Source organism: Streptomyces sp. NPDC041122 (assembly GCF_055592445.1).
Genome location: NZ_JBVIYQ010000006.1, coordinates 138,923 through 156,775, shown reverse-complemented (window position 1 = coordinate 156,775; position 17,853 = coordinate 138,923). Strand labels below are relative to the sequence as shown.

Annotated in this window: 17 protein-coding genes and 3 pseudogenes; 10 read left to right on the top strand and 10 right to left on the bottom strand. The window is 72.1% G+C overall.

Annotated features, from left to right (window positions below):
- Nucleotides 1-233: 233 nt before the first annotated feature.
- Nucleotides 234-1,085 (bottom strand): LysR family transcriptional regulator, encoded by an 852-nt coding sequence (locus tag ACZ6B8_RS22170; protein WP_471608269.1) that lies wholly within the window; start codon nucleotides 1,083-1,085, stop codon nucleotides 234-236.
- An 81-nt stretch (nucleotides 1,086-1,166) separates the two neighbouring features.
- On the opposite strand from ACZ6B8_RS22170, the gene ACZ6B8_RS22165 reads away from it, so the two are divergent.
- Nucleotides 1,167-1,700 (top strand): cupin domain-containing protein, encoded by a 534-nt coding sequence (locus ACZ6B8_RS22165; RefSeq protein ID WP_471082264.1) that lies wholly within the window; start codon nucleotides 1,167-1,169, stop codon nucleotides 1,698-1,700.
- Between the two features lie 122 nt (nucleotides 1,701-1,822).
- Here the strand turns inward: ACZ6B8_RS22165 and ACZ6B8_RS22160 are convergent, their stop codons facing one another.
- Nucleotides 1,823-1,996 (bottom strand): CsbD family protein, encoded by a 174-nt coding sequence (locus tag ACZ6B8_RS22160; RefSeq protein WP_471082267.1) that lies wholly within the window; start codon nucleotides 1,994-1,996, stop codon nucleotides 1,823-1,825.
- A 177-nt stretch (nucleotides 1,997-2,173) separates the two neighbouring features.
- On the opposite strand from ACZ6B8_RS22160, the gene ACZ6B8_RS22155 reads away from it, so the two are divergent.
- A complete protein-coding gene (locus ACZ6B8_RS22155) occupies nucleotides 2,174-3,037 on the top strand; it encodes a SigB/SigF/SigG family RNA polymerase sigma factor (RefSeq protein WP_471608268.1) in 864 nt (287 codons plus the stop codon).
- Nucleotides 3,038-3,305: 268 nt separating this feature from the next.
- Nucleotides 3,306-4,397 carry an FUSC family protein gene (locus ACZ6B8_RS22150; protein ID WP_471082272.1) on the top strand — a complete coding sequence of 364 codons (1,092 nt, stop codon included), beginning with the start codon at nucleotides 3,306-3,308 and terminating at the stop codon, nucleotides 4,395-4,397.
- Nucleotides 4,398-4,412: 15 nt separating this feature from the next.
- On the opposite strand, the gene ACZ6B8_RS22145 is transcribed toward ACZ6B8_RS22150, so the two are convergent.
- The 3 genes from ACZ6B8_RS22145 to ACZ6B8_RS22135 all read right to left on the bottom strand — a co-directional run bounded on the left by ACZ6B8_RS22145 (nucleotide 4,413) and on the right by ACZ6B8_RS22135 (nucleotide 6,397).
- Nucleotides 4,413-5,183 (bottom strand): thioesterase family protein, encoded by a 771-nt coding sequence (locus tag ACZ6B8_RS22145; protein WP_471608597.1) that lies wholly within the window; start codon nucleotides 5,181-5,183, stop codon nucleotides 4,413-4,415.
- 133 nt (nucleotides 5,184-5,316) lie between these two features.
- A complete protein-coding gene (locus ACZ6B8_RS22140) occupies nucleotides 5,317-5,646 on the bottom strand; it encodes a branched-chain amino acid transporter permease (protein ID WP_471608267.1) in 330 nt (109 codons plus the stop codon).
- Nucleotides 5,639-6,397: an AzlC family ABC transporter permease gene (locus tag ACZ6B8_RS22135; RefSeq protein WP_471082278.1), complete on the bottom strand. Its 759-nt coding sequence runs from the start codon at nucleotides 6,395-6,397 to the stop codon at nucleotides 5,639-5,641. The genes ACZ6B8_RS22140 and ACZ6B8_RS22135 overlap by 8 nt, the downstream gene beginning before the upstream one ends.
- Nucleotides 6,398-6,459: 62 nt before the next feature.
- On the opposite strand from ACZ6B8_RS22135, the gene ACZ6B8_RS22130 reads away from it, so the two are divergent.
- From ACZ6B8_RS22130 to ACZ6B8_RS22110, 5 genes and pseudogenes are all read left to right on the top strand, one after another.
- The gene (locus ACZ6B8_RS22130; protein ID WP_471082281.1) at nucleotides 6,460-6,918 is read left to right on the top strand and encodes an Lrp/AsnC family transcriptional regulator; all 459 of its coding nucleotides are present in this window, start codon (nucleotides 6,460-6,462) and stop codon (nucleotides 6,916-6,918) included.
- Between the two features lie 157 nt (nucleotides 6,919-7,075).
- Nucleotides 7,076-8,806: an amidohydrolase gene (locus ACZ6B8_RS22125; protein WP_471608266.1), complete on the top strand. Its 1,731-nt coding sequence runs from the start codon at nucleotides 7,076-7,078 to the stop codon at nucleotides 8,804-8,806.
- Between the two features lie 52 nt (nucleotides 8,807-8,858).
- Nucleotides 8,859-9,599, top strand: coding sequence for a helix-turn-helix transcriptional regulator (locus tag ACZ6B8_RS22120; protein ID WP_471608265.1), 741 nt, complete (start codon nucleotides 8,859-8,861; stop codon nucleotides 9,597-9,599).
- Nucleotides 9,600-9,668: 69 nt separating this feature from the next.
- A pseudogene (locus ACZ6B8_RS22115) lies at nucleotides 9,669-10,777 on the top strand ((2Fe-2S)-binding protein); the annotation flags it as partial.
- A gap of 343 nt (nucleotides 10,778-11,120) precedes the next feature.
- Nucleotides 11,121-11,579 carry a molybdopterin-dependent oxidoreductase gene (locus ACZ6B8_RS22110; RefSeq protein WP_471608264.1) on the top strand — a complete coding sequence of 153 codons (459 nt, stop codon included), beginning with the start codon at nucleotides 11,121-11,123 and terminating at the stop codon, nucleotides 11,577-11,579.
- Nucleotides 11,580-11,663: 84 nt separating this feature from the next.
- On the opposite strand, the gene ACZ6B8_RS22105 is transcribed toward ACZ6B8_RS22110, so the two are convergent.
- From ACZ6B8_RS22105 to ACZ6B8_RS22085, 5 genes and pseudogenes are all read right to left on the bottom strand, one after another.
- Nucleotides 11,664-12,707 (bottom strand): NAD(P)-dependent alcohol dehydrogenase, encoded by a 1,044-nt coding sequence (locus ACZ6B8_RS22105; protein WP_471608596.1) that lies wholly within the window; start codon nucleotides 12,705-12,707, stop codon nucleotides 11,664-11,666.
- Nucleotides 12,708-12,859: 152 nt separating this feature from the next.
- Nucleotides 12,860-13,666, bottom strand: coding sequence for an SDR family NAD(P)-dependent oxidoreductase (locus tag ACZ6B8_RS22100; protein ID WP_471608263.1), 807 nt, complete (start codon nucleotides 13,664-13,666; stop codon nucleotides 12,860-12,862).
- Nucleotides 13,667-13,680: 14 nt separating this feature from the next.
- Nucleotides 13,681-14,355, bottom strand: coding sequence for an acyl-CoA-like ligand-binding transcription factor (locus ACZ6B8_RS22095; protein WP_471608262.1), 675 nt, complete (start codon nucleotides 14,353-14,355; stop codon nucleotides 13,681-13,683).
- Between the two features lie 335 nt (nucleotides 14,356-14,690).
- Nucleotides 14,691-14,801, bottom strand: a pseudogene (locus ACZ6B8_RS22090) (RHS repeat-associated core domain-containing protein); the annotation flags it as partial.
- Between the two features lie 77 nt (nucleotides 14,802-14,878).
- A complete protein-coding gene (locus ACZ6B8_RS22085; RefSeq protein WP_471082299.1) occupies nucleotides 14,879-15,772 on the bottom strand; it encodes a YwqG family protein in 894 nt (297 codons plus the stop codon).
- A 303-nt stretch (nucleotides 15,773-16,075) separates the two neighbouring features.
- On the opposite strand from ACZ6B8_RS22085, the gene ACZ6B8_RS22080 reads away from it, so the two are divergent.
- Complete coding sequence (locus tag ACZ6B8_RS22080; protein WP_471608261.1) at nucleotides 16,076-17,062, top strand: helix-turn-helix domain-containing protein; 987 nt, start codon at nucleotides 16,076-16,078, stop codon at nucleotides 17,060-17,062.
- 51 nt (nucleotides 17,063-17,113) lie between these two features.
- Nucleotides 17,114-17,812 (top strand): annotated as a pseudogene (locus ACZ6B8_RS22075) (dioxygenase family protein); the annotation flags it as partial.
- Nucleotides 17,813-17,853: the final 41 nt, after the last annotated feature.

The following is a 17,853-nucleotide window of genomic DNA, read 5'->3' as shown; positions in this document are numbered from 1 at the left end:
TCCAGGCGTGGTGGTACGCGGTGAGCAGGTGCGTGGCCTCCACAGGGGGCAGTCCCTGGTCGTGAGAACTCCGGTATGTCCGCCGGGGTGTTGAGGAACAGTTCCGGCAACCGGCCTTCGTGGCGGATCACTTCGCGTCGGCTGGTGTCCGTGTCGGGCAGGAGGACGGCCACGTCGAGGTCGCTCGTCGGCGCGGCGCGCCCCTGGACCGTCCCGGACCGCGTGCGGAATCGTCAGGTCCGGTACGTCGTGAGCGCCGTGCGGACGAACGAGCGGACCAGTGGGTTGCTGTCGCCCGCGGGCCACGCCACCACCGCGCGGCTCGGCTCCATGTCGGTCAGCGGCACCACCGTGAGGCCCTCGGCCGGTTCGTCGTCCAGCAGCGTGATGCCGACGGTGCCGTTCCACCGGACGGCCTGCCGGCACTCCTGGACCGCGCGCACCACCGGCCCCGTGCGCAGCTGTCCACCGCTCCAGTACGACTGCCAGCGCGGATCCGTACCCTCCGGGAAGACGAACCACCGGCGGTCGGACAGGTCGGCCAGCGTCAGGCTGGCGCGGTGGGCGAGCGGGTCGTCGGCGCGCAGCAGCGCCCCCACCGGGTCGGCGCGCAGCGGGCGCACGGTCAGCCCGGTCTCGTCGAACGGGCCGCGGGTCAGGCAGACGTCGACCGACCCGGCGTGCAGCCCGCATGTGGGATCGGCCAGGTCGGTCTCGCGGATCCGTACCTCGACGTCCGGGTGCCGCCGGCGGTAGGCGTCGGCCAGCCGGGCCGCCTGCCGGTCGGCTCCCCCGGCGAGGAGACCGACGGTGAGGGTCGCGGTGCCGGCGGCAGCGCTCACCCGTACCCGGGCCCGGTCCGCGCGGTCGAGAAGGTCGCGCGCCTCGCCCAGCAGGACGGCGCCCGCGGCGGTGAGCGCGACCCCGGCGGACGAGCGGTCGAACAGCGTGGCTCCGAGCTCGGTCTCCAGCCGTTTGATCGCCCGGCTCAGCGGCGGCTGGCTCATGTGCAGCCGGGTGGCGGCCCGGCCGAAGTGCAGTTCCTCGGCGACTGCCACGAAGTAGTGCAGCGCACGGAGCTCCATGCCGCCACGATACCGAGGCGGTATCGAGGTGCCGGAACCGGTCTTGGACGGGCGCGGGACCCGCGCGGTGGAATCGTGGACATGACGCACACACCCGGTTCCGACGCCCCCGCCACGCCCCCGCACACCGCGGCCGACGGTGACGCGACCCACCCCGCCGTCTCCGTCGTCGGTCCGGACGACGGAGAGCGGATCGTCCTGGGCACCACGCTCATGCGCGTCCTCGAGGACGGCGGCAACACCGGGCACCGGCTCGGGATCGCCGAGTCCGTGATCGCGCCGCACACGCCGGGGCCGCCCCAGCACCGGCACGCCCAGCACGACGAGGGCTTCTACGTCATCGCCGGTTCCGTGCGGTTCACGGTCGGCACGACGGAGCACGACGCCTCGCAGGGCACGCTCGTGATGGTTCCGGCCGGCGCCCCGCACACGTTCGCCAACGTGACCGACCGACCGGCCGTGATGCTCAGCACCTTCACGCCGGACCTGTACGTGCAGTACTTCCGGGAGCTGCGGGACTCGCTGTCCGACGGGCGGCCCCAGACCCCGGAGGCCACGCTCGAAACGATGAGCCGCTTCGCCACCGAGCCCGCCACGGGTGGCCTGCCTTCGTGATGTCTCCGTGCGGCCTTCCCGTGGCCTTCGTGAGGCCTGCGGACCGCCTTCCTCCTACCCGGCAAAGCCGTTGGGGCGGCCCCTTCAAGGGGCCGCCCCAACGGCGTCGCACGCTCTCGCGGTCAGTGCTTGCCGATGTCCTTGGTCTTCTCCTTCGCCTGGCGCGCGTCGCCCTTCATCTGCTGCGCACGGCCCTTGGCGGTGAGGCTCTCGTTGCCCACGGCCCGACCGGCCGCCGCCGCGGCGGCACCGGTGGCCTGCTCGAACTTGGCCTTCGCCTTCTCGTTGGCGGTCATGGTCCGCTCACGCTCCTCGGCATCGACATCATGTGCTGTCCGATCGTGTGGCCGCTCAGCCGCGCGGCAAACATTCTCGATCGCGTTCGAAATTGATGGGTGTGCCCGACTGTTTCGCGGGTAACCGCCGCCCAACGGGGAACATCAGCCAAGCTCGAATCGAAAGGGCGGGACTCAATGATCACCGTGACGGCGCGGGAACAGGCCCAGACCACCAGGGCCGGGGAAGATCTCGTCGAGCGCGCGTACACGGACCCTTCCTCCATCGCGCCCAAGGACGCGCGAGAGGTCGGCAAGCGGTTGTTCGACCGCCTGACCCACCTCGAGGAAGGCACGCACGAGTATCAGTACGTTCGCAACTGCCTGATCGAGATGAACCTCTCACTCGTGCAGTACGCGGCCTCCCGGTTCAAGCACCGGGGCCCGCAGGAGATGGAAGACATAGTCCAGGTCGGCACCATCGGCCTGATCAAGGCGATCGACCGGTTCGAACTGACCCGTGAGGTCGAGTTCACGTCGTTCGCCGTCCCGTACATCACCGGCGAGATCAAGCGGTTCTTCCGCGACACCTCCTGGGCCGTGCATGTGCCGCGGCGCCTGCAGGAAGCCCGTATCGAGCTCTCCAAGGCCACCGAGGAGCTGCGCACCCGCCTCGGGCGCATGCCGTCCACGGCCGAGCTCGCGGAGCTCATGCAGCTGCAGCCCGCCGAGGTCACGGAGGCGATGAAGGCGTCCAACGGCTACAACGCCGTCTCGCTGGACGCCGCGGTCAACAGCGCGGACGACGATTCCGACACGATGCTGGCCGACTTCATCGGCGTCGACGAGGAGTCCTTCGAACTCGTCGAGAACTTCCACTCCCTCGCCCCGCTCATCGCGGAACTCGACGACCGGGACCGGACCCTGATCCACCTCCGCTTCGTCGAGGAGCAGACCCAGCAGCAGATCGCCGATGTCCTCGGCTGCTCGCAGATGCACGTCTCGCGGCTCATCTCCCGCGTCGTGGGCAAGCTCCGCGCCGGCCTGCTGACCACCGACTAGTCGCCCCACCCCGCGAAGGCTGATCGCTGCCCCCGTGCCCAGTGGCACGGGGGCAGCGCCGTGCCGACACCCGGCCCCGCGACTCCGACCCCGGTCACCTCCGCCTTCTCACTGTTTCAACCGGTTTGTTGTGGTTACCTGTTTGGTTCCGGTCGTCGACTCACGGGGCCGGGCACGGAGAGGGCAGTCGAAGCACGTGGTGAATCGGGTACGGAGCGGTTGGGCATGGGTGGGCCGGGCGTGGAGCTCGTCCGGGCATGAGCGCCACATGGTCCTTCTGGTGGTCAAGAGTGTGCTGGCGGCGACGCTGTCCTGGTGGGTCGCGCACGATGTGCTGAACGCGAAGTCGCCCGCGTTCGCGCCGTTCTCCGCGGTGCTGACGATGAACGTGACCATCCACCGCTCCGTGTGGCAGACCCTGCGGTACATCGCCGCGGTCGTCCTCGGGGTGGCGGTGCAGTCGGCGATCGGTTTCACGGCCGGCCCCGACCTGTTCGCGTTCGTCGTGGTGGCCGTCATCGCGCTGGCGCTCGGCCAGTGGTCGGCGCTCGGGGAACAGCGTTCCCAGATCGCCACGGCCGCCTTCTTCGCGTTCTCCACCTACGCGTCCGCCACCACCAACGCCGACCGGGCCCTGCAGCTCGGGCAGATCATCCTGCTCGTCGCCATCGGCTGCGGCATCGGCCTGATCGTGAACCTGTGCATCGCGCCCCCGCTGCGCTACCGCAGCGCCGAACAGGGCCTGCAGGTCCTGGCCTCCGAGATGGAGTCCCTGCTCGACGACATGGCCGACGGCCTGTGCAGCGGTGACGTCGACGCCGAGCGCGCCGAGCAGTGGCGGGTGGCGGGTGAACGTGCCCAGAGCGCGGTCGGGCAGGCCCGCGCCGGTCTGAGCACGGCGGAGAACAGCCTGCCCTTCAACCCCCGCAGGCTGCTGCCCAAGCACCGCGGCTATCTCACCTTCAACCGCTACCGCCAGTCCGTGGAGGCCATGGAGCGCGCGGTCTACCAGCTGGCCTCGCTCACCCGCAGCCTCGGCCGCTGGCGGGAGACGGAGGACACCTACTCCTACGCCCCCGTCCTGGAGGCGTACGCGGACTTCGCCGGCAAGCTGCGCGACATCGCCCACGTCATCGCGGAGCTCGACAGCGACACCCTGAGCGAGCAGGCCAAGGAGATGTGCCAACTGGCCACCACCGCGCAGGACGCCCTGCAGAAGGTGCTGAGCGCGGCCCGCGACCAGGAGCTGCCGCTGGCCAACGCCTCCCGCCCGTACGGCGTCCTCGTCGTCGAGGCCACCCGGCTGATGGAGGAGTTCCAGAACACCTGCGACGTCCTTCAGGACACCGCCGACGAATGACCGCGGGCCCCCTGCCTAGGACCGGTCCGGGGTCACCGGCCGGACGGTGAGGATCTGCTGGGCGTACCCCACCGGGCCCGCCACGTCGTGCAGGACGGTGCTGGTGATGCCCTGGCCGGTGGGGCCGAAGGTGACGGTGGTGTCGAGTCCCGTCCACCGGCCCGTGGGCCGGCGGTGCAGGTGGATCGTGAGGTCGACGTTGGGGAAGATCCAGGCGTCCGGGCGCTCGCGAGCGGCGATGCCGTTCGCGGTGTCGACGAGCGCGACATAGGAGGCGAGCGGACCCGCGCTCTGCCCGGCGACCAGGTCCAGCGGCGTGGAGATCCACGCCGTCGTACGGCCCGGCCGCGGCGGCCCCACCGGGCGGACGTCCACGGACGCGATGTACCCGCCGGGCCAGAGCGCGTCCATCGCCCACGGCGTGAGCGTCCCGGGCGCCGGCAGCCGTTCCGCGGCGCCGCCGGCCACGGCGGTGGTGTCGCCGGCGGCGAGCAGCCAGGCGCGGGCGCGTACGACGGGACGGCCGGCGATGAGGGCGACGGCCTCGACGAGTTCGATGGTGCGGCCGGGCCGGAGCGTCTCCACCCGGATCTCGCACTCGTCGAGGGCGAGCCGGCCGAGGATGTCGAAGCTGATCCGGGACATCACCAGGCCGGTGTCCGGCCGCGCGGCGCGGTCCCGCTCGATGGCGTGCACGAGGAGCCCGCCGAGCGGGCTGAAGTGCTGCTCGTCGGTGCTCCAGGCGCCGCTCGCGTGCGCGGTGGGCTTGTAGCGGTTCTCGTCCATGGGCTCGAAGTAACTGCCCGCGTGCGGACTGCCGGTGTGCGAACTACTGCCGGGGTGCGGACTGCTGGCGTTCAAGGGGTGCGTACCTCCGGGGAAACGGCGCGACTCGGGTGTCAGTGAATCAAGCCGGACGTCAGTGCGTGAAGACGGTGCTGGCCAGGACGACGTGCACGGTCGTGCCGCCGACGATGCTCAACAGCGCGTTCCCGCGCCACAGATGCAGTCCCGCGGTGACCGCGAGCGCGGCCAGCGGAGCCGCTGCGCGCGGCTGGGTGAGGGGGGTGTCCCGCAGGCAGTAGACGACCAGGATCACCATGACGCCCGCGGGCATACGGGTGCTGAGGTACCGCACGGTGGGGCTGGAGCGCAGCGGGGCGAGGGCGGCGAACGGCAGGGCGCGCAGGGCCCAGGTGACGGCGGCGGAGACGAGGACGGCGGCGACGGCGTAGCCGGTGTCAGACATGGGCGGGCCTCTTGGCGGTGGCGAGGTGGCGGGCCAGGAGTCCCGCGGCGAACAGGGCGAAGGCCGCGAGGAGCATCTCGCCGGGGAAGAGGAGCCGCGCGGCCAGGGCGCTGCCGAGCGCGAGCAGCGGCGTGGGGACCTCTCCGCGCAGGTCGCGCACGGCGTCCAGGGCGAGGACGGTGAACAGCGCGGTCAGGGCGAAGTCGAGGCCGGTGACGCCGTCCGGGATCAGGGAGCCGAGCAATGCTCCGGCGGTGGCGCTGCCCGCCCAGTACAGGTGCATGAAGAACTGCATCCAGAGGATGCGCCGGCCGGAGCGGGTCCTGGCCTGCTCGGAGGCGGTCAGGGCGTACGCCTCGTCGGTGAGCGCGAAGGTGCTGTACGTCTTGGCGAACCGGCCCCGCACGCGGTGGAGGGGGAAGGACAGGGCGTAGAAGACGTGCCGGGCGTTCACCAGGAACGCGGCCACGGCGACGGAGGTCAGCGGCGCGAAGGCGGCGACCATGCCGATCAGCAGGAACTCGAACGAGCCGCCGTAGATGAGCGCGGACGACAGTCCCGCCCACCACCAGTCGAGCCCGGACTGGATGACGAGCGCGCCGAAGGCGAGGCCGAGCGGGAGCATGCCGAGGCCCACCGACGCGCAGTCGCCGAGGGCCGCGCGGGCCTCACTTCGCGGGCGGGCCTCGATGACGGCAGCCGGGTCGGACGCGGCAGCCTCGTCGGCGGCAGCGGTGGTGCTTATTCGCATGCCGACATTTTATTGGGAAAGCCGCCTCATTTGGTTGCCGATAGTGACCTTATGATCTCTATATGAGCAATGAAATCAGCCTCGATGCCACGGACCATGAAATTTTGTTTCACCTCCGTCGTGACGGCCGGTTGTCGAACGTGGAGTTGGCCAAGCGGGTGGGGCTGACCCCTCCTCCCTGTCTGCGCAGGATCAAGCGGCTCGAGGAGGCGGGGGTGATCGCCGGGTACCGGGCCGTCGTCGACCCGGTGGCGCTGGGCCGTGAGTTGGAGGTCCTCATCGACGTGGAGATCTACGCGCAGGACCGCAAGACGGTCACGGCGTTCGAGAAGACGGTGTCCTCGTACGAGGAGGTCATCGAGTTCCGGCGCATGTACGGCAGGCCCGACTACTTCCTGCGCGTGGCCGTCTCCGACCACGCCTCCTACGAGGCCTTCCTCACCGACAAGCTCAGCGGGCTGCCCGCCGTGCTGCGCCTGGAGTCGCACCTCACCATGAAGAAGATCAAGGACGACAGCTGACGTGCCCCTCCCCCGACCCGTCCGGCCCGGGAGCGCGGCCGTATCGGTGAGATGACCGATGTGCGCGGGCCGGACTCGGCGACATAGTCCTCGAAAGATCGTTCCGCGGGCGGCCGGGCCGTGCCCGGTCCCGCCCGGCTCTCGAAAGGACCCCCCTGTGGACTCGTATGCGGATCTGGTGTTCGTCGGCGGTCAGGTGGTCACGGTCGACGCGGAGTTCTCCGTCGTCTCGGCCCTCGCGGTGACCGGCGGGGTCATCACCGCCGTGGGCGGACGGGAGGAGGTCGCGCCGCTCATCGGGCCCGGCACCCGCGTCGTCGACCTGCGGGGCGCGACGCTCCTGCCCGGCATCAACGATTCCCATCTGCACGGCTGCGCCTACGGGATGGCGTCGCCGCCGCTCTCCCTCGACCTCGGTCACCCCGCCGTCCCGTCGATCGCGGACGTGGCCGGGGCGGTGCGGGAGGCGGTGGGCCGCGTCCCGCGCGGGCAGTGGGTCACGGGGCACGGCTGGGACACCGGATACCTCGCGGAGTGCGCCGCCGATCCGTCGCGGCAGCCCTCGCGGCACGACCTCGACGCCGTGAGCCCGGACCACCCCGTCGTCCTCTACTCCTTCTCCGGGCACGCGACCTGGGTCAACTCCGCGGCGCAGCGGCTCATCGGGATCGACCGGGAGACCGTCGCGCCGCCCGGCGGATCCGTCGTCGTGGACGCGGCCGGTGAGCCGACCGGGCTGCTCCACGAGGGGGCGCAGGCCCTGGTCCAGAACGCGCTGCCGCCGCTGAGCCGGCAGGAGCGGACCGCCGCGATCCGGTCGACGCTCGCCTCCCTCGCCCGGCTCGGCATCACCAGCTACACCGAGCCCGGCCTCGGCCCCGGCGGGGACGGCATCATGCGCGGCGCGCTGGGCGCCGAGACCCTCGACGTCTACCGGCAGCTGCTGGCCGACGGCGAACTCACCGCCCGCCTCGGCGTGTTGCTCCTGCCCACGGGGATGGCGGGCACGGCCGAGGAGTTCGCCCGTACGCTCACCGCCCTCGACGATCTCGGCGGCCTCGCCGGTGGCGGCGCGGCGGGCCCGGCCGACCCGCGCCGCCTCGCGGTCCACGGGGTCAAGATCTTCGCCGACGGCATCGTCCCCAACAAGACGGCCTGGATGAACGAGCCGTACGTCGGCGGCGGCTGCGGAGCCCTGTGCGTCGGCGGCGAGACCGACGCCGACCGGACCGCCGAGATCGGCGCGATGATCCGGCACGCGCATGCGGCCGGGCACCAGGTGGGCGTGCACGTCACCGGCGACCGGGCCTGCGACACCGTCGCGGACGCCTTCGCCGCGGCCCTGGCCGAGCACCCACGGCCGGGCGCCCGGCACTACGTCATCCACGGCGACTTCCTCACCGCGCACAGCATGAAGGTACTGGCGGCGCACGGGCTCGGCGCCAACATGAACCCCACCATCAAGTGGACCGTCGCCGACATGGAGGAGGAGTTCGTCGGCGCCGAACGGGCGGCGTACGCCTGGCCCTACCGCGACGCCCTCGACGCGGGCGTACGGGTCGCGAGCGGGTCCGACGCCCCGGTCACGGACCCGGACTGGCGCCAGGGGCTCGCCACCATGGTGCTGCGCGAGTCGAAGGCCGGGGGCCGGGTGAGCGGTCCTGAGCAGCGCATCACGCGGGCCGAGGCGATCCGTACGTACACGATCGACGCCGCGTGGCAGGACTTCGCCGAGGACTGGAAGGGTTCGCTGGAGCCGGGCAAGGTCGCCGACCTGTGTGTGCTCGACGGGGACCTGCTCGGCGCGGATCCGCACGACATCCCGACGATGCCGGTCGTCCTCACCGTCATGGACGGGCAGGTCGTGCACGACGCCCTCGCCGGCTGAAGCCGGATCCCCCGGGTTTGACGCGTTCCCGGTCAGTGATCATTCTGGGGCGATGGCAGCGGAGCGGAGCACGGCGGACATCCTGGACGCGGCCGTCCAGGTCCGCGAGGCGGCCGGCAGCGCCACGACCGGCAAGGCCGGTGTCGACACGGTCCTGGCGGCGCTGGCGGAGGTGGTGGCGTACGACCACGCGTCGCTGGCCCGCTGGGATCCGGTGCGCCGGTGCCACACCACGCTGGCCGGGACCTACCCGGACGAGGCCACGCTCTACATCGAGACCCGTCTCCACGACGACCCGGTGTTCGCCGTGCTCCGGGGCCCGGCGCGGGGCGGCCTCTGGCTCGGGGACGTCCCGGGACAACTGCTCGCCTCCTCCCCCGGGTTCCGCGACGTGCTCGCTCCCCTCGGCATCGAGGACGGGGTGGCCCAGTGCCTGTTCGCCGCCGACGGCCGCTACGTCGGCATGCTGAACGTCAGCACGCGCCGGCCACGGCGCGCGCCCGACCCGGCGCGCGCCGTGGTCACCCTGCTCACCGAGTCCCTCGCCGCGACCCTCGACACCCGGACCGCCGCGCCGTGCGGCGCGCCCGACGGCAGGCTCTCGCCGCGGGAGCTCCAGGTCCTCGCCGAGCTGACCGCCGGCCGCACCAACCGGGAGATCGCGCAGCGGCTGTACATCACGCCGCGCACCGTGGGGACGCACATCGAGCACATCCTCGCCAAGCTCGACCTCCCCAACCGGGCGGCGGCCGCCGCCCGGGCCGCGGCGTGGGGGATCGAGCCGTCCTCCTGACGGGAGGGAAGGGGACACGGCCTCCGGAGTAAAGGAACCTGACCGGTTCGCCCTCCAGACGCAAGAGCGGGCGAACTCCACCCGGTGCAGCGGAAGTTCCTCGACGCCCAGGGCTTCCAGTGCGGGTTCTGCACGGCCGGCTTCCTGATGACCACGGCGGCCCTGGAGGCCGAGCGCGGCACGGAGCACGACGACGGCAAGCTGGACGACCTGCCGCGCGCCTTCAAGGGGAACCTGTGCCGCTGCACCGGCTACCGCGCCATCGAGGACGCCGTCCGCGGCACCCGGCACACCGAACTCCCTTGCGCCGGAAGGGCCGTGGGCGCGAGCCTCGGCGCGCCGGCCGGACCGCAGGTGGTGACCGGCACCGCCCGCTACATCTTCGACGTCGAGGTGCCCGGGCTGCTGCACATGAAGCTGCTCCGCTCACCGCATCCGCACGCCCGGATCGCCGCGATCGACACCACGAGCGAGGCGCTCCGGGTGCCGGGCGTGCAGGCGGTGTTCACGCACGCGGACGCCCCCCGACGTGCTCTACTCGTCCGCCCGCCACGAGCACCCCACCGAGGACCCCGACGACACCCGGGTCCTCGACAGCGTCGTGCGCCACGTCGGGCAGCGCGTGGCCGCCGTGGTGGCCGACAGCGAGCAGGCCGCCGAGGAGGGTTGCCGGCGCGTCGCGGTGACGTACGAACGACTCCCCCACGTGATCGACCGGGAGGCGGCGATGGCGCCGGGCGCGCCGGCCCTGCACGGCGACACACCAATGCGTGCTCGGCGCCGCGGAGTTCGACTGCGCGGGACGCGTCGTGCCGCTGAAGGAGCTCCACGAGGCCGCCCACGCGGCGGGCGCCCTCGGCGAGATCACGGCCGAGGGGCACTGGGGCGGCAGTCCCCGGTCGGTCGCCTTCAACGCCCAGTGGTTCAAGGTGGCCGTCGACCCCGACACCGGCGAGATGCGCATCCTGCGCAGCGTGCACGCCGCCGACGCGGGCAAGGCCATGAACCCGATGCAGTGCCGCGGCCAGGTCGAGGGCGGCGTGGCGCAGGCGCTCGGGGCCACGCTCTTCGAGGACGTGCGCGTCGACGACCGCGGTGAGGTCACGACGGCGGCCTTCCGCCGCTACCGGCTGCCGCAGTACGCCGATGTGCCGCGCACGGAGGTCCACTTCATGGAGACGCGGGACGCCATCGGCCCGCTCGGCGCCAAGTCGATGAGCGAGAGCCCCTTCAACCCGGTGGCCCCGGCCTTCGCCAACGCCCTGCGCGACGCGACGGCCCACCGCTTCACGCGCCTCCCGCTGACCAGGGACCGGGTGTGGCTGGCGCTGAACGGCGGGGAGGGAGCGGGAGTCGCGAGGCCGGAGGACGCCGCCGACGCCTCCAGCGCACCCAAAAACGCACTTGCGAGGCGAACACTCGACCTCGGCTGACATTTGCCATGTTCGACGGTCGGCGCAGTGGGCATCCTCGAGGGGCGGGAGTCGCGTCGCGGGGGCGTCGGACGAGGGGGGGCCGAGGATGAGCACGGTGTCACGTACGAGCGACCTCATGGTGGTGGGCGCGGTCGACCGTCCGGTCCGGCTCAGTGTCGCCGATCTGCGCCTCGGCTGGCCCGCGCGGCAGACGGAGGTGACCTTCGAGTGCGCGACCAGCGGACCGCGCCGCCACACGTTCCGCGGTCCGCTGCTGCGGGATGTGATCACGGCGGCGGGCCCCGGTTTCGACGCCTCCCGCCGCAAGGACCGCTCCCGCTTCCTCCTGGAGGTGGCGGGCGAGGACGGGCACGCCACGGTCCTCTCCTGGGCGGAGATCGACGAGGACTTCGGCAACGCGCCGGTGCTGCTCGCCACCGCGCTCGACGGCCACGAACTGGACGCGCTGGGCGCCCAGTTGGTCGTCCCGACCGACTACTGCGGGGCCCGCTACATCAGCGGGATCACCCGGATCAGGGTGCTGACCCCGGCCCCGGCCGCCTGACCTGGCGGTCTTCCGTTCCAGGGGCGGGCTGGGCCGCGGGTCACTTCTCGCGTACGGGTCACTTCTCGCGTACGGGCGGGCGCGTCACCGGCCGTTCGGCAGGATGACCGCACGGCCGTGGACACGGCCCGCGTGCAGGTCCTCGTACGCCCGGGGCGCGTCGTCGAGCGCGTACGTCTCCACGTGGACGTCGAGCACCCCGGACCTGGCCAGGTCCAGGACCTCGATCAGCTCGGCCCTGCTGCCCCAGTACGGGGAGCGGACCGCGGCGTCGTACGGGGTGGTGCCGAAGCCGACGGCGACGGCTCCGCCGCCGATGCCGACGATGCTGACGTCCGACTCCACCGCGGCGCACGCGATCGCCGTCGCCGCGGTGGGCGGCGCCCCGACGAAGTCGAACACCGCCTGGGCACCGAGCCCGCCGGTCAGCTCGCGGACCCGGTCCGCCGCGGCCGGGTCGGACAGGACGGCCTCGTGGGCGCCGACCTCACGGGCGAGGCGCAGCTTCTCCTCGGTCACGTCGAGGGCGATCACCCGCGCCGGCGTCAGCGCACGGAGCAGCTGGATGGCGACGTGTCCGAGGCCGCCGGTGCCGATGACCACGGCGGTGCTGCCGGGGGTCAGCTTGGGCAGCGAGGTGCGGATCGCGTGGTACGGGGTGAGGCCCGCGTCGGTCAGCGGCACGGCGGTCACCGGGTCGAGGCCGCCGAGCGGGACGAGGTGGCGCGGATCGTCGACGAGGAGGTACTCGGCGATGGCGCCGGGAGCCCCGAGACCGGGCGGGCGGATGCCCAGCTCGGCGGCGCGGGTGCAGTAGTTCTCCTTGCCCTGCGCGCACATCAGGCAGGCGCCGCAGCCCCACGGCCCGTACACGGCCATGGAGTCGCCGAGCGCGAGTCCGGTGACGCCCTCGCCCAGGGCGGCGACGGTACCGGCCCCCTCGTGGCCGAGGGTGAGCGGCAGCGGGAAGCCGAGAGCCTCCACCGGCTGGCTCATCACCGCGATGTCGGAGTGGCAGACACCGGCGGCGGTGACCTTCAGGAGCACCTGGCCGGGGCCCGGCGCGGGGCGCGGGACGGTGACCACCTCGGGGGCGGCGCCGGCCCTGCGGTACTGGACGGCCTTCATCTGGGCGGGCAGGCCCGGAAGTGCGCGTGCCGGGTCGGCGGGCTGTCGTTGTCCTGACATCTGGGTGCCTCTTCTGTTCCTGTGTTCCTGTGTTCCTTGTTGCCTTTGCCTCGTTCGTCGACGGGAAGCTCGCCGACGGTCCTGGGACCGGGTCAGCGCGCCGCGTAGCCGCCGTCGACGAGGTGGTAGCTGCCGTTGATGAACGAGGCGCGGTCCGACAGCAGGAACAGCGTGAGCTCGGCGACCTCGTCGGCGGTGCCCAGGCGCCCCTGCGGGTGGAGAGCGATCAGCGCGTCGCGCTGCGCCTCGTCGCCCTTGAGCAGCGGGGTGTCGATGAAACCGGGGGCGACGGCGTTGACGCGCACGCCGCGGGCCGCGTACTCCACGGCGGCGGTCTTGGTCAGGCCGACGACCGCGTGCTTGGCGGCGGAGTACGCGGGGGAACCCGCGAAGCCGTTGGTGCCGAGGATCGATGACATGTTGACGACCGCGCCGCCGCCCGCGGCGAGGAGCTGCGGCAGCTCGTACCGGAGGGAGTAGAAGACGCCGTTGAGGTTGGTGTCGATCACGCGCTGCCAGTCGTCGACCGCGTACTCGCCGGTCGGGGCGGACGCCCCGGCGATGCCGGCGTTGTTGACGGCCAGGTGGAGGCCGCCGAAGGCCGTGACGGTGAACTCGACGGCCTCGCGCACCGATTCGGGGTCGGTGACGTCGACGCGGACGGCGGCGGCCCGGCCGCCGGCCTCGGTGAGTGTCCGGGCGACGTCCTGCGCGCCCTGCTCGTTGAAGTCCGCGACGACGACGGCCGCGCCCGCCTCGGCGAGCCGCCGCGCGACCTCCAGGCCGATGCCGGACGCGGCACCGGTGACGAGGGCGGTCTTTCCGGCGAACTCCGCAATGGCGGGCGAGGCCGTGCCGACGGCGGTGCTGACGGCGTCATTGGGGGTGTTGTTGCTCATGGTGGTGCCTGGTTTCACGTGGTGGTGGGTGTATTCGTGGTGGTGGTCTTGGAGGTCTTGGAGTCCGCGCCCGTGGTCGTGGCATGGGGTGCGGGCTCGGCGGCCAGCGCCGCGAACGCCTCGTCGATGAGCTGGGGCAGCCTGCGCTTCCCGCCGGGCGCGATCCAGAACCGCACGGCGGTGCCGAACGCCCCGACCGCCAGCGAGACGGCGAGCGCGGGGCGCAGGTCGTTCTCGGCGTCCAGACCGAGCCGGCGCGCGACGATCGCCACGGACTCGGTCTCGGCCTCGTCCTGCACCCGCAGATAGGCGGGCAGCAGCGACGGCTCCTCGTGGAGCAGTCGCAGCAGGTCACCCGAGCGGGGCAGGCGGTGCCAGGCGGTCGGCTCCTCGTCGAGCCAGGTCCGCAGGGCCCGGTAATAGGCCGTGAGCGGACTCTCCTCGGCGGGGCGTCCGGCGAGCGCCGCGTTGATCCGCGCGAAGTCGGCGCGCAGCGCGTCGACCACGGCGTCCTCCTTGCCGGAGAAGTAGCGCGAGAAGGTGCGGCGCGAGACGTCGGCGCGTTCACTGATCGTCTCGACGGTGACCTGGTCGAGGCCGTGGGCGAGGACCAGATCCACGGCGGCGTTCGCCATGGCGTCCCGGCTCTCCCGGACCTTGCGGGTGCGGCGGCCCTGGTTGCTGCTCATGTCTTCGACGGTACTCCTGAAGTGTCCCAATGGGACAGTTGGCCCGGTGAGACAGGACACACTCTCAAGACCGCACCACCGTCACGGCATGCAATGGCGTCGCCGCCTCACGCCACGGCCGGGCGTTGTGGTCTGGGCCTCGTCCTCCGCCGGGGCATGCCAGGCGAGGCCGCTGCCCAGACGGCGATCGCCACGATGTGCGGAGCCACACTGCCCCGATTCGCCCTCGGGTACGGGCCACTCCATACCTTCGTCACCCGCTCCTGGACGCGCCGGCCCCGGCCCGGCCCGGCGAGACACTCCCGTGGTCGCCCCGGCAGCGACACAGCCGGCCGGTAGGGATTCTTCTCCTGACCTGAGGGGTCGGGTTGAGTGAAGCGGCCGATGTCGGGGCCGTAGTAGCGGGCCGCGAAGTGATGCAGGCCGGTCGAGTCCTGGTGGCCGCCTGGCCAGGTCGTAGCGATATTGCCTGGAGGAGCTGAGAGTGGAGTCCTTTGCGGCGCAGCAGTGAACTCGCGCGCGGTCAAGAACAGTCTGAGCGGTAGGCGAAATGCCCGTCGGGGCAACTGGTGCAGTGGAACAGGTAGATGCCGCCCATGTCGCCGAGCATCAGCCCGTGGGGGCGTTGGATCTCGGTGCGTTGTTCGTATGGAAGGTCCCAGATGGTCCCTGTGGCCGGGGTGTCCTCGATGGGCAGCCAAGTGCGCCAACTCTCGCCGTCGAACTCGGCGCTGTTGATCGTCAGGAGATGCTCCATGCGCACGCGGCATGCCGGGCATGCCGGCCAGTTGGGCTCCTGCGTCCACGTCGGATACCCGCCGACCTTGATGCCGTCCGACACGGAGAGGTGGGACCAGTAGGACCAGCCGGTGTCCTCCTCCAGCTCTTCGAACCTGGCTTCGAGCGCGTCGGCGACCTCGTCCGGGAGGTCCCAGTTGGGGTAATCGGTGACCTGCTCGGGGTGCAGGACGCACGGGTCAGGAAGGTAGTCGTCGCCAGCGCCGGTCGGGCGGGGCCGGCCGGCCGGCCGCAGATCGCTCAGGGACCCGTCTCGCCAATGGACCTCGGGGCGGGGGACGTAACCGTCCTCGTGATCGAAGGGGCACCACAGCACCTGCAGCAGATCTTTGGCGCTGGGGAAAGCCAGGTCAGGCACGTCGGCCGCGAAGAGCTGGAGGACCGGGACGAGCGGGATCGGTCCCTGGGCGGGAGGGGAGAACGCCGTGCGCGGGTGGTCGTCCTCGCAGTGGGGCCAGGGCTCCGAGCGCGGCCAGAGCACGGGTCCCCCGAGCGAGCTCTCCCGCGCGCTCGGCTCGCCGAGGCGCGGGTGCAGGCGAACGGCCGCCTTCCGATGGCCGGCCACCTCAGGGAACAGCGTCTCGACATCGAGCGGACGTGGCGGGGTGGTGCGCGCCATCGGGGTACTCCTCACAGACCGAAGCGTCGGCTTGGCCACGGCCGGGACCGCGGTGGGCTGAGAGTAGTCGCACGCCCCTCCGGATCCAGCAGCAGGCCCCGTTCCCGGTCAGGTCGCGGGGCAGCCGCTCTCGGGGCGAGTGGCTGCCAAGTGCAGACTGCGGACCCGGTGAGTCCTCAGGAGGACAGGGGCGTGCCATGGTGGGAGCCCCGGCTGGTCCGGACCAGCACCCCGGTCCTCCTTCGAGGGCCCCCGGCGCCCCGCCGACCGGACCGGCCTCCGTCCTCCATGAGAGGTGTGCGCATGCGCGGCTCGACGGTCCTTCCGGGTCAGGGGAACAACGGCGAGCCGGGGGAGGACGGCATGCCCACCCACCGGCTGCAGGTGCCGATGCCCAATGCCCTGCCGTTCGCCATCGGCACGTTCGACACCATCGGGCCCATGTCGCGGGCGCCGTTCCCGCACCGGCACACCTTCCACGAGATCGTCCACGTCACCGGCGGCACCGGCGGGCACGTGGTCGATCTGAGCCGTTTCGCGTTGCGGCCGCCGCATCTCTGCTTCATCGCGCCCGGCCAGGTCCACCACTGGGAGAACGTCACGGGGCTGGAGGGGCAGGTCATCCTCTTCACCGACGACTTCCTCGTCGACCACCCGGCCGACCGGTACGTCTTACGGGCGCTCGCCCGGCGCTCCCGGCTGGACCTGACCGATGACGCGGCGCGGGACACCGCACGCCTCATCGCCGACCTGGACGCCGAGTACCGGGAGGGGGCCGCCGGATTCCAGAGCGTGCTGCGGGCCCTGCTGCACATCCTGGTGGTGCGCTCGGCCCGGCTTCCCGCGCCCCGTCCGGCGGCGGCGCCCCCGCCGCCCCCTGCCCACGCCGGCATACCCCCTGCGCCGCGTTCCCGGCCCGGCTCCGTGGCCTCGGAGTTCGAGACGTTGCTGGGCGCTCCGGCGGGCGCCGTGCGGTCGGTGCGGGGGTGCGCGGAACGACTGGGCGTCTCGGTGAGCTATCTCAGCGAGGCGGTGAAGGCCGCGACCGGCCGTACGCCCGGTGAACTCATCCGGCAGGCACGGGTGCACGAGGCCAAACGGCTTCTGCTGCGCACGGAGTTGTCGGTGCGTCAGGTCGCGCAGCGGGTCGGGTTCGACGATTCGGCCTACTTCTGCCGCTTCTTCCGCCGCGAGACCGGCGCGAGCCCCGGGGACTTCCGCCGGGGCGTCGGCGATATTCACCACGACCACCGGCTTGAGTCCATCGCCGGGCCCGACTCCCCCGCATAGCTTCATAGCCGATCCGGAACCCACCCCACCCCTTGGACTCCAGGAGGAGCGATGGACCACGAGACCGGCACTCCCGCGGGAGACGACGCCACCCCCACCGGGGACGGCACCCCCGGACCGGCCGTCAACGGCGGCCGGGGCCCGAGCCGCAAGACCGTCCTGCGGGCCGCCGCGGCGATGGGCATGGCCGTGCCCGTCTCCCTCATGGGCGTGCCCGCGCTGGCCCGGACCGCCGGTGAGCGCGGCGAGGCGCCGGCGGCCACCCCGACCTGTGACGACGGGGACGACCCGACGATCCCGCAGATGGAAGGCCCCTACTTCAAGCCCAACTCCCCGCAGCGCACCTCGCTCGTCCAGCCCGGCACACCGGGCGTGCGGCTCACGGTCACCGGGTACGTCTTCGGACTCGCCTGCAAGCCGATATCCCGGGTCCTGCTGGACTTCTGGCAGGCGGACACCTACGGGACGTACGACAACACCGGCTTCCGCTTCCGTGGGCACCAGTTCACCGACGCGGGCGGCGCGTTCAGGCTCACCACGATCGTGCCCGGCCTCTACCCGGGCCGCACCCGCCATCTGCACGTCAAGGTGCAGGCGCCGGGCCGCCCGATCCTCACCACGCAGCTGTACTTCCCGGGCGAGCCGCGCAACAACACGGATGCGATCTTCGACGCCCGGCTGCTCATGAACGTGCGGAGCGTCGGCAACGCCAAGGAGGCGGACTTCGACTTCGTCCTGAACGTGCCGCAGTAGCAGCCGGGGGCACCGGCGCGCGCCGGGCACCCGGGTGC

Excerpts from the sequence above, each read along its gene's own strand:
- ACZ6B8_RS22170 (WP_471608269.1), bottom strand. The coding sequence starts at position 1,085 with ATGGAGCTCCGTGCGCTGCACTACTTCGTGGCAGTCGCCGAGGAACTG.
- ACZ6B8_RS22165 (WP_471082264.1), top strand. The coding sequence starts at position 1,167 with ATGACGCACACACCCGGTTCCGACGCCCCCGCCACGCCCCCGCACACC.
- ACZ6B8_RS22160 (WP_471082267.1), bottom strand. The coding sequence starts at position 1,996 with ATGACCGCCAACGAGAAGGCGAAGGCCAAGTTCGAGCAGGCCACCGGT.
- ACZ6B8_RS22155 (WP_471608268.1), top strand. The coding sequence starts at position 2,174 with ATGATCACCGTGACGGCGCGGGAACAGGCCCAGACCACCAGGGCCGGG.
- ACZ6B8_RS22150 (WP_471082272.1), top strand. The coding sequence starts at position 3,306 with ATGGTCCTTCTGGTGGTCAAGAGTGTGCTGGCGGCGACGCTGTCCTGG.
- ACZ6B8_RS22145 (WP_471608597.1), bottom strand. The coding sequence starts at position 5,183 with ATGGACGAGAACCGCTACAAGCCCACCGCGCACGCGAGCGGCGCCTGG.
- ACZ6B8_RS22140 (WP_471608267.1), bottom strand. The coding sequence starts at position 5,646 with ATGTCTGACACCGGCTACGCCGTCGCCGCCGTCCTCGTCTCCGCCGCC.
- ACZ6B8_RS22135 (WP_471082278.1), bottom strand. The coding sequence starts at position 6,397 with ATGCGAATAAGCACCACCGCTGCCGCCGACGAGGCTGCCGCGTCCGAC.
- ACZ6B8_RS22130 (WP_471082281.1), top strand. The coding sequence starts at position 6,460 with ATGAGCAATGAAATCAGCCTCGATGCCACGGACCATGAAATTTTGTTT.
- ACZ6B8_RS22120 (WP_471608265.1), top strand. The coding sequence starts at position 8,859 with ATGGCAGCGGAGCGGAGCACGGCGGACATCCTGGACGCGGCCGTCCAG.
- ACZ6B8_RS22110 (WP_471608264.1), top strand. The coding sequence starts at position 11,121 with ATGAGCACGGTGTCACGTACGAGCGACCTCATGGTGGTGGGCGCGGTC.
- ACZ6B8_RS22105 (WP_471608596.1), bottom strand. The coding sequence starts at position 12,707 with ATGAAGGCCGTCCAGTACCGCAGGGCCGGCGCCGCCCCCGAGGTGGTC.
- ACZ6B8_RS22100 (WP_471608263.1), bottom strand. The coding sequence starts at position 13,666 with ATGAGCAACAACACCCCCAATGACGCCGTCAGCACCGCCGTCGGCACG.
- ACZ6B8_RS22095 (WP_471608262.1), bottom strand. The coding sequence starts at position 14,355 with ATGAGCAGCAACCAGGGCCGCCGCACCCGCAAGGTCCGGGAGAGCCGG.
- ACZ6B8_RS22085 (WP_471082299.1), bottom strand. The coding sequence starts at position 15,772 with ATGGCGCGCACCACCCCGCCACGTCCGCTCGATGTCGAGACGCTGTTC.
- ACZ6B8_RS22080 (WP_471608261.1), top strand. The coding sequence starts at position 16,076 with ATGCGCGGCTCGACGGTCCTTCCGGGTCAGGGGAACAACGGCGAGCCG.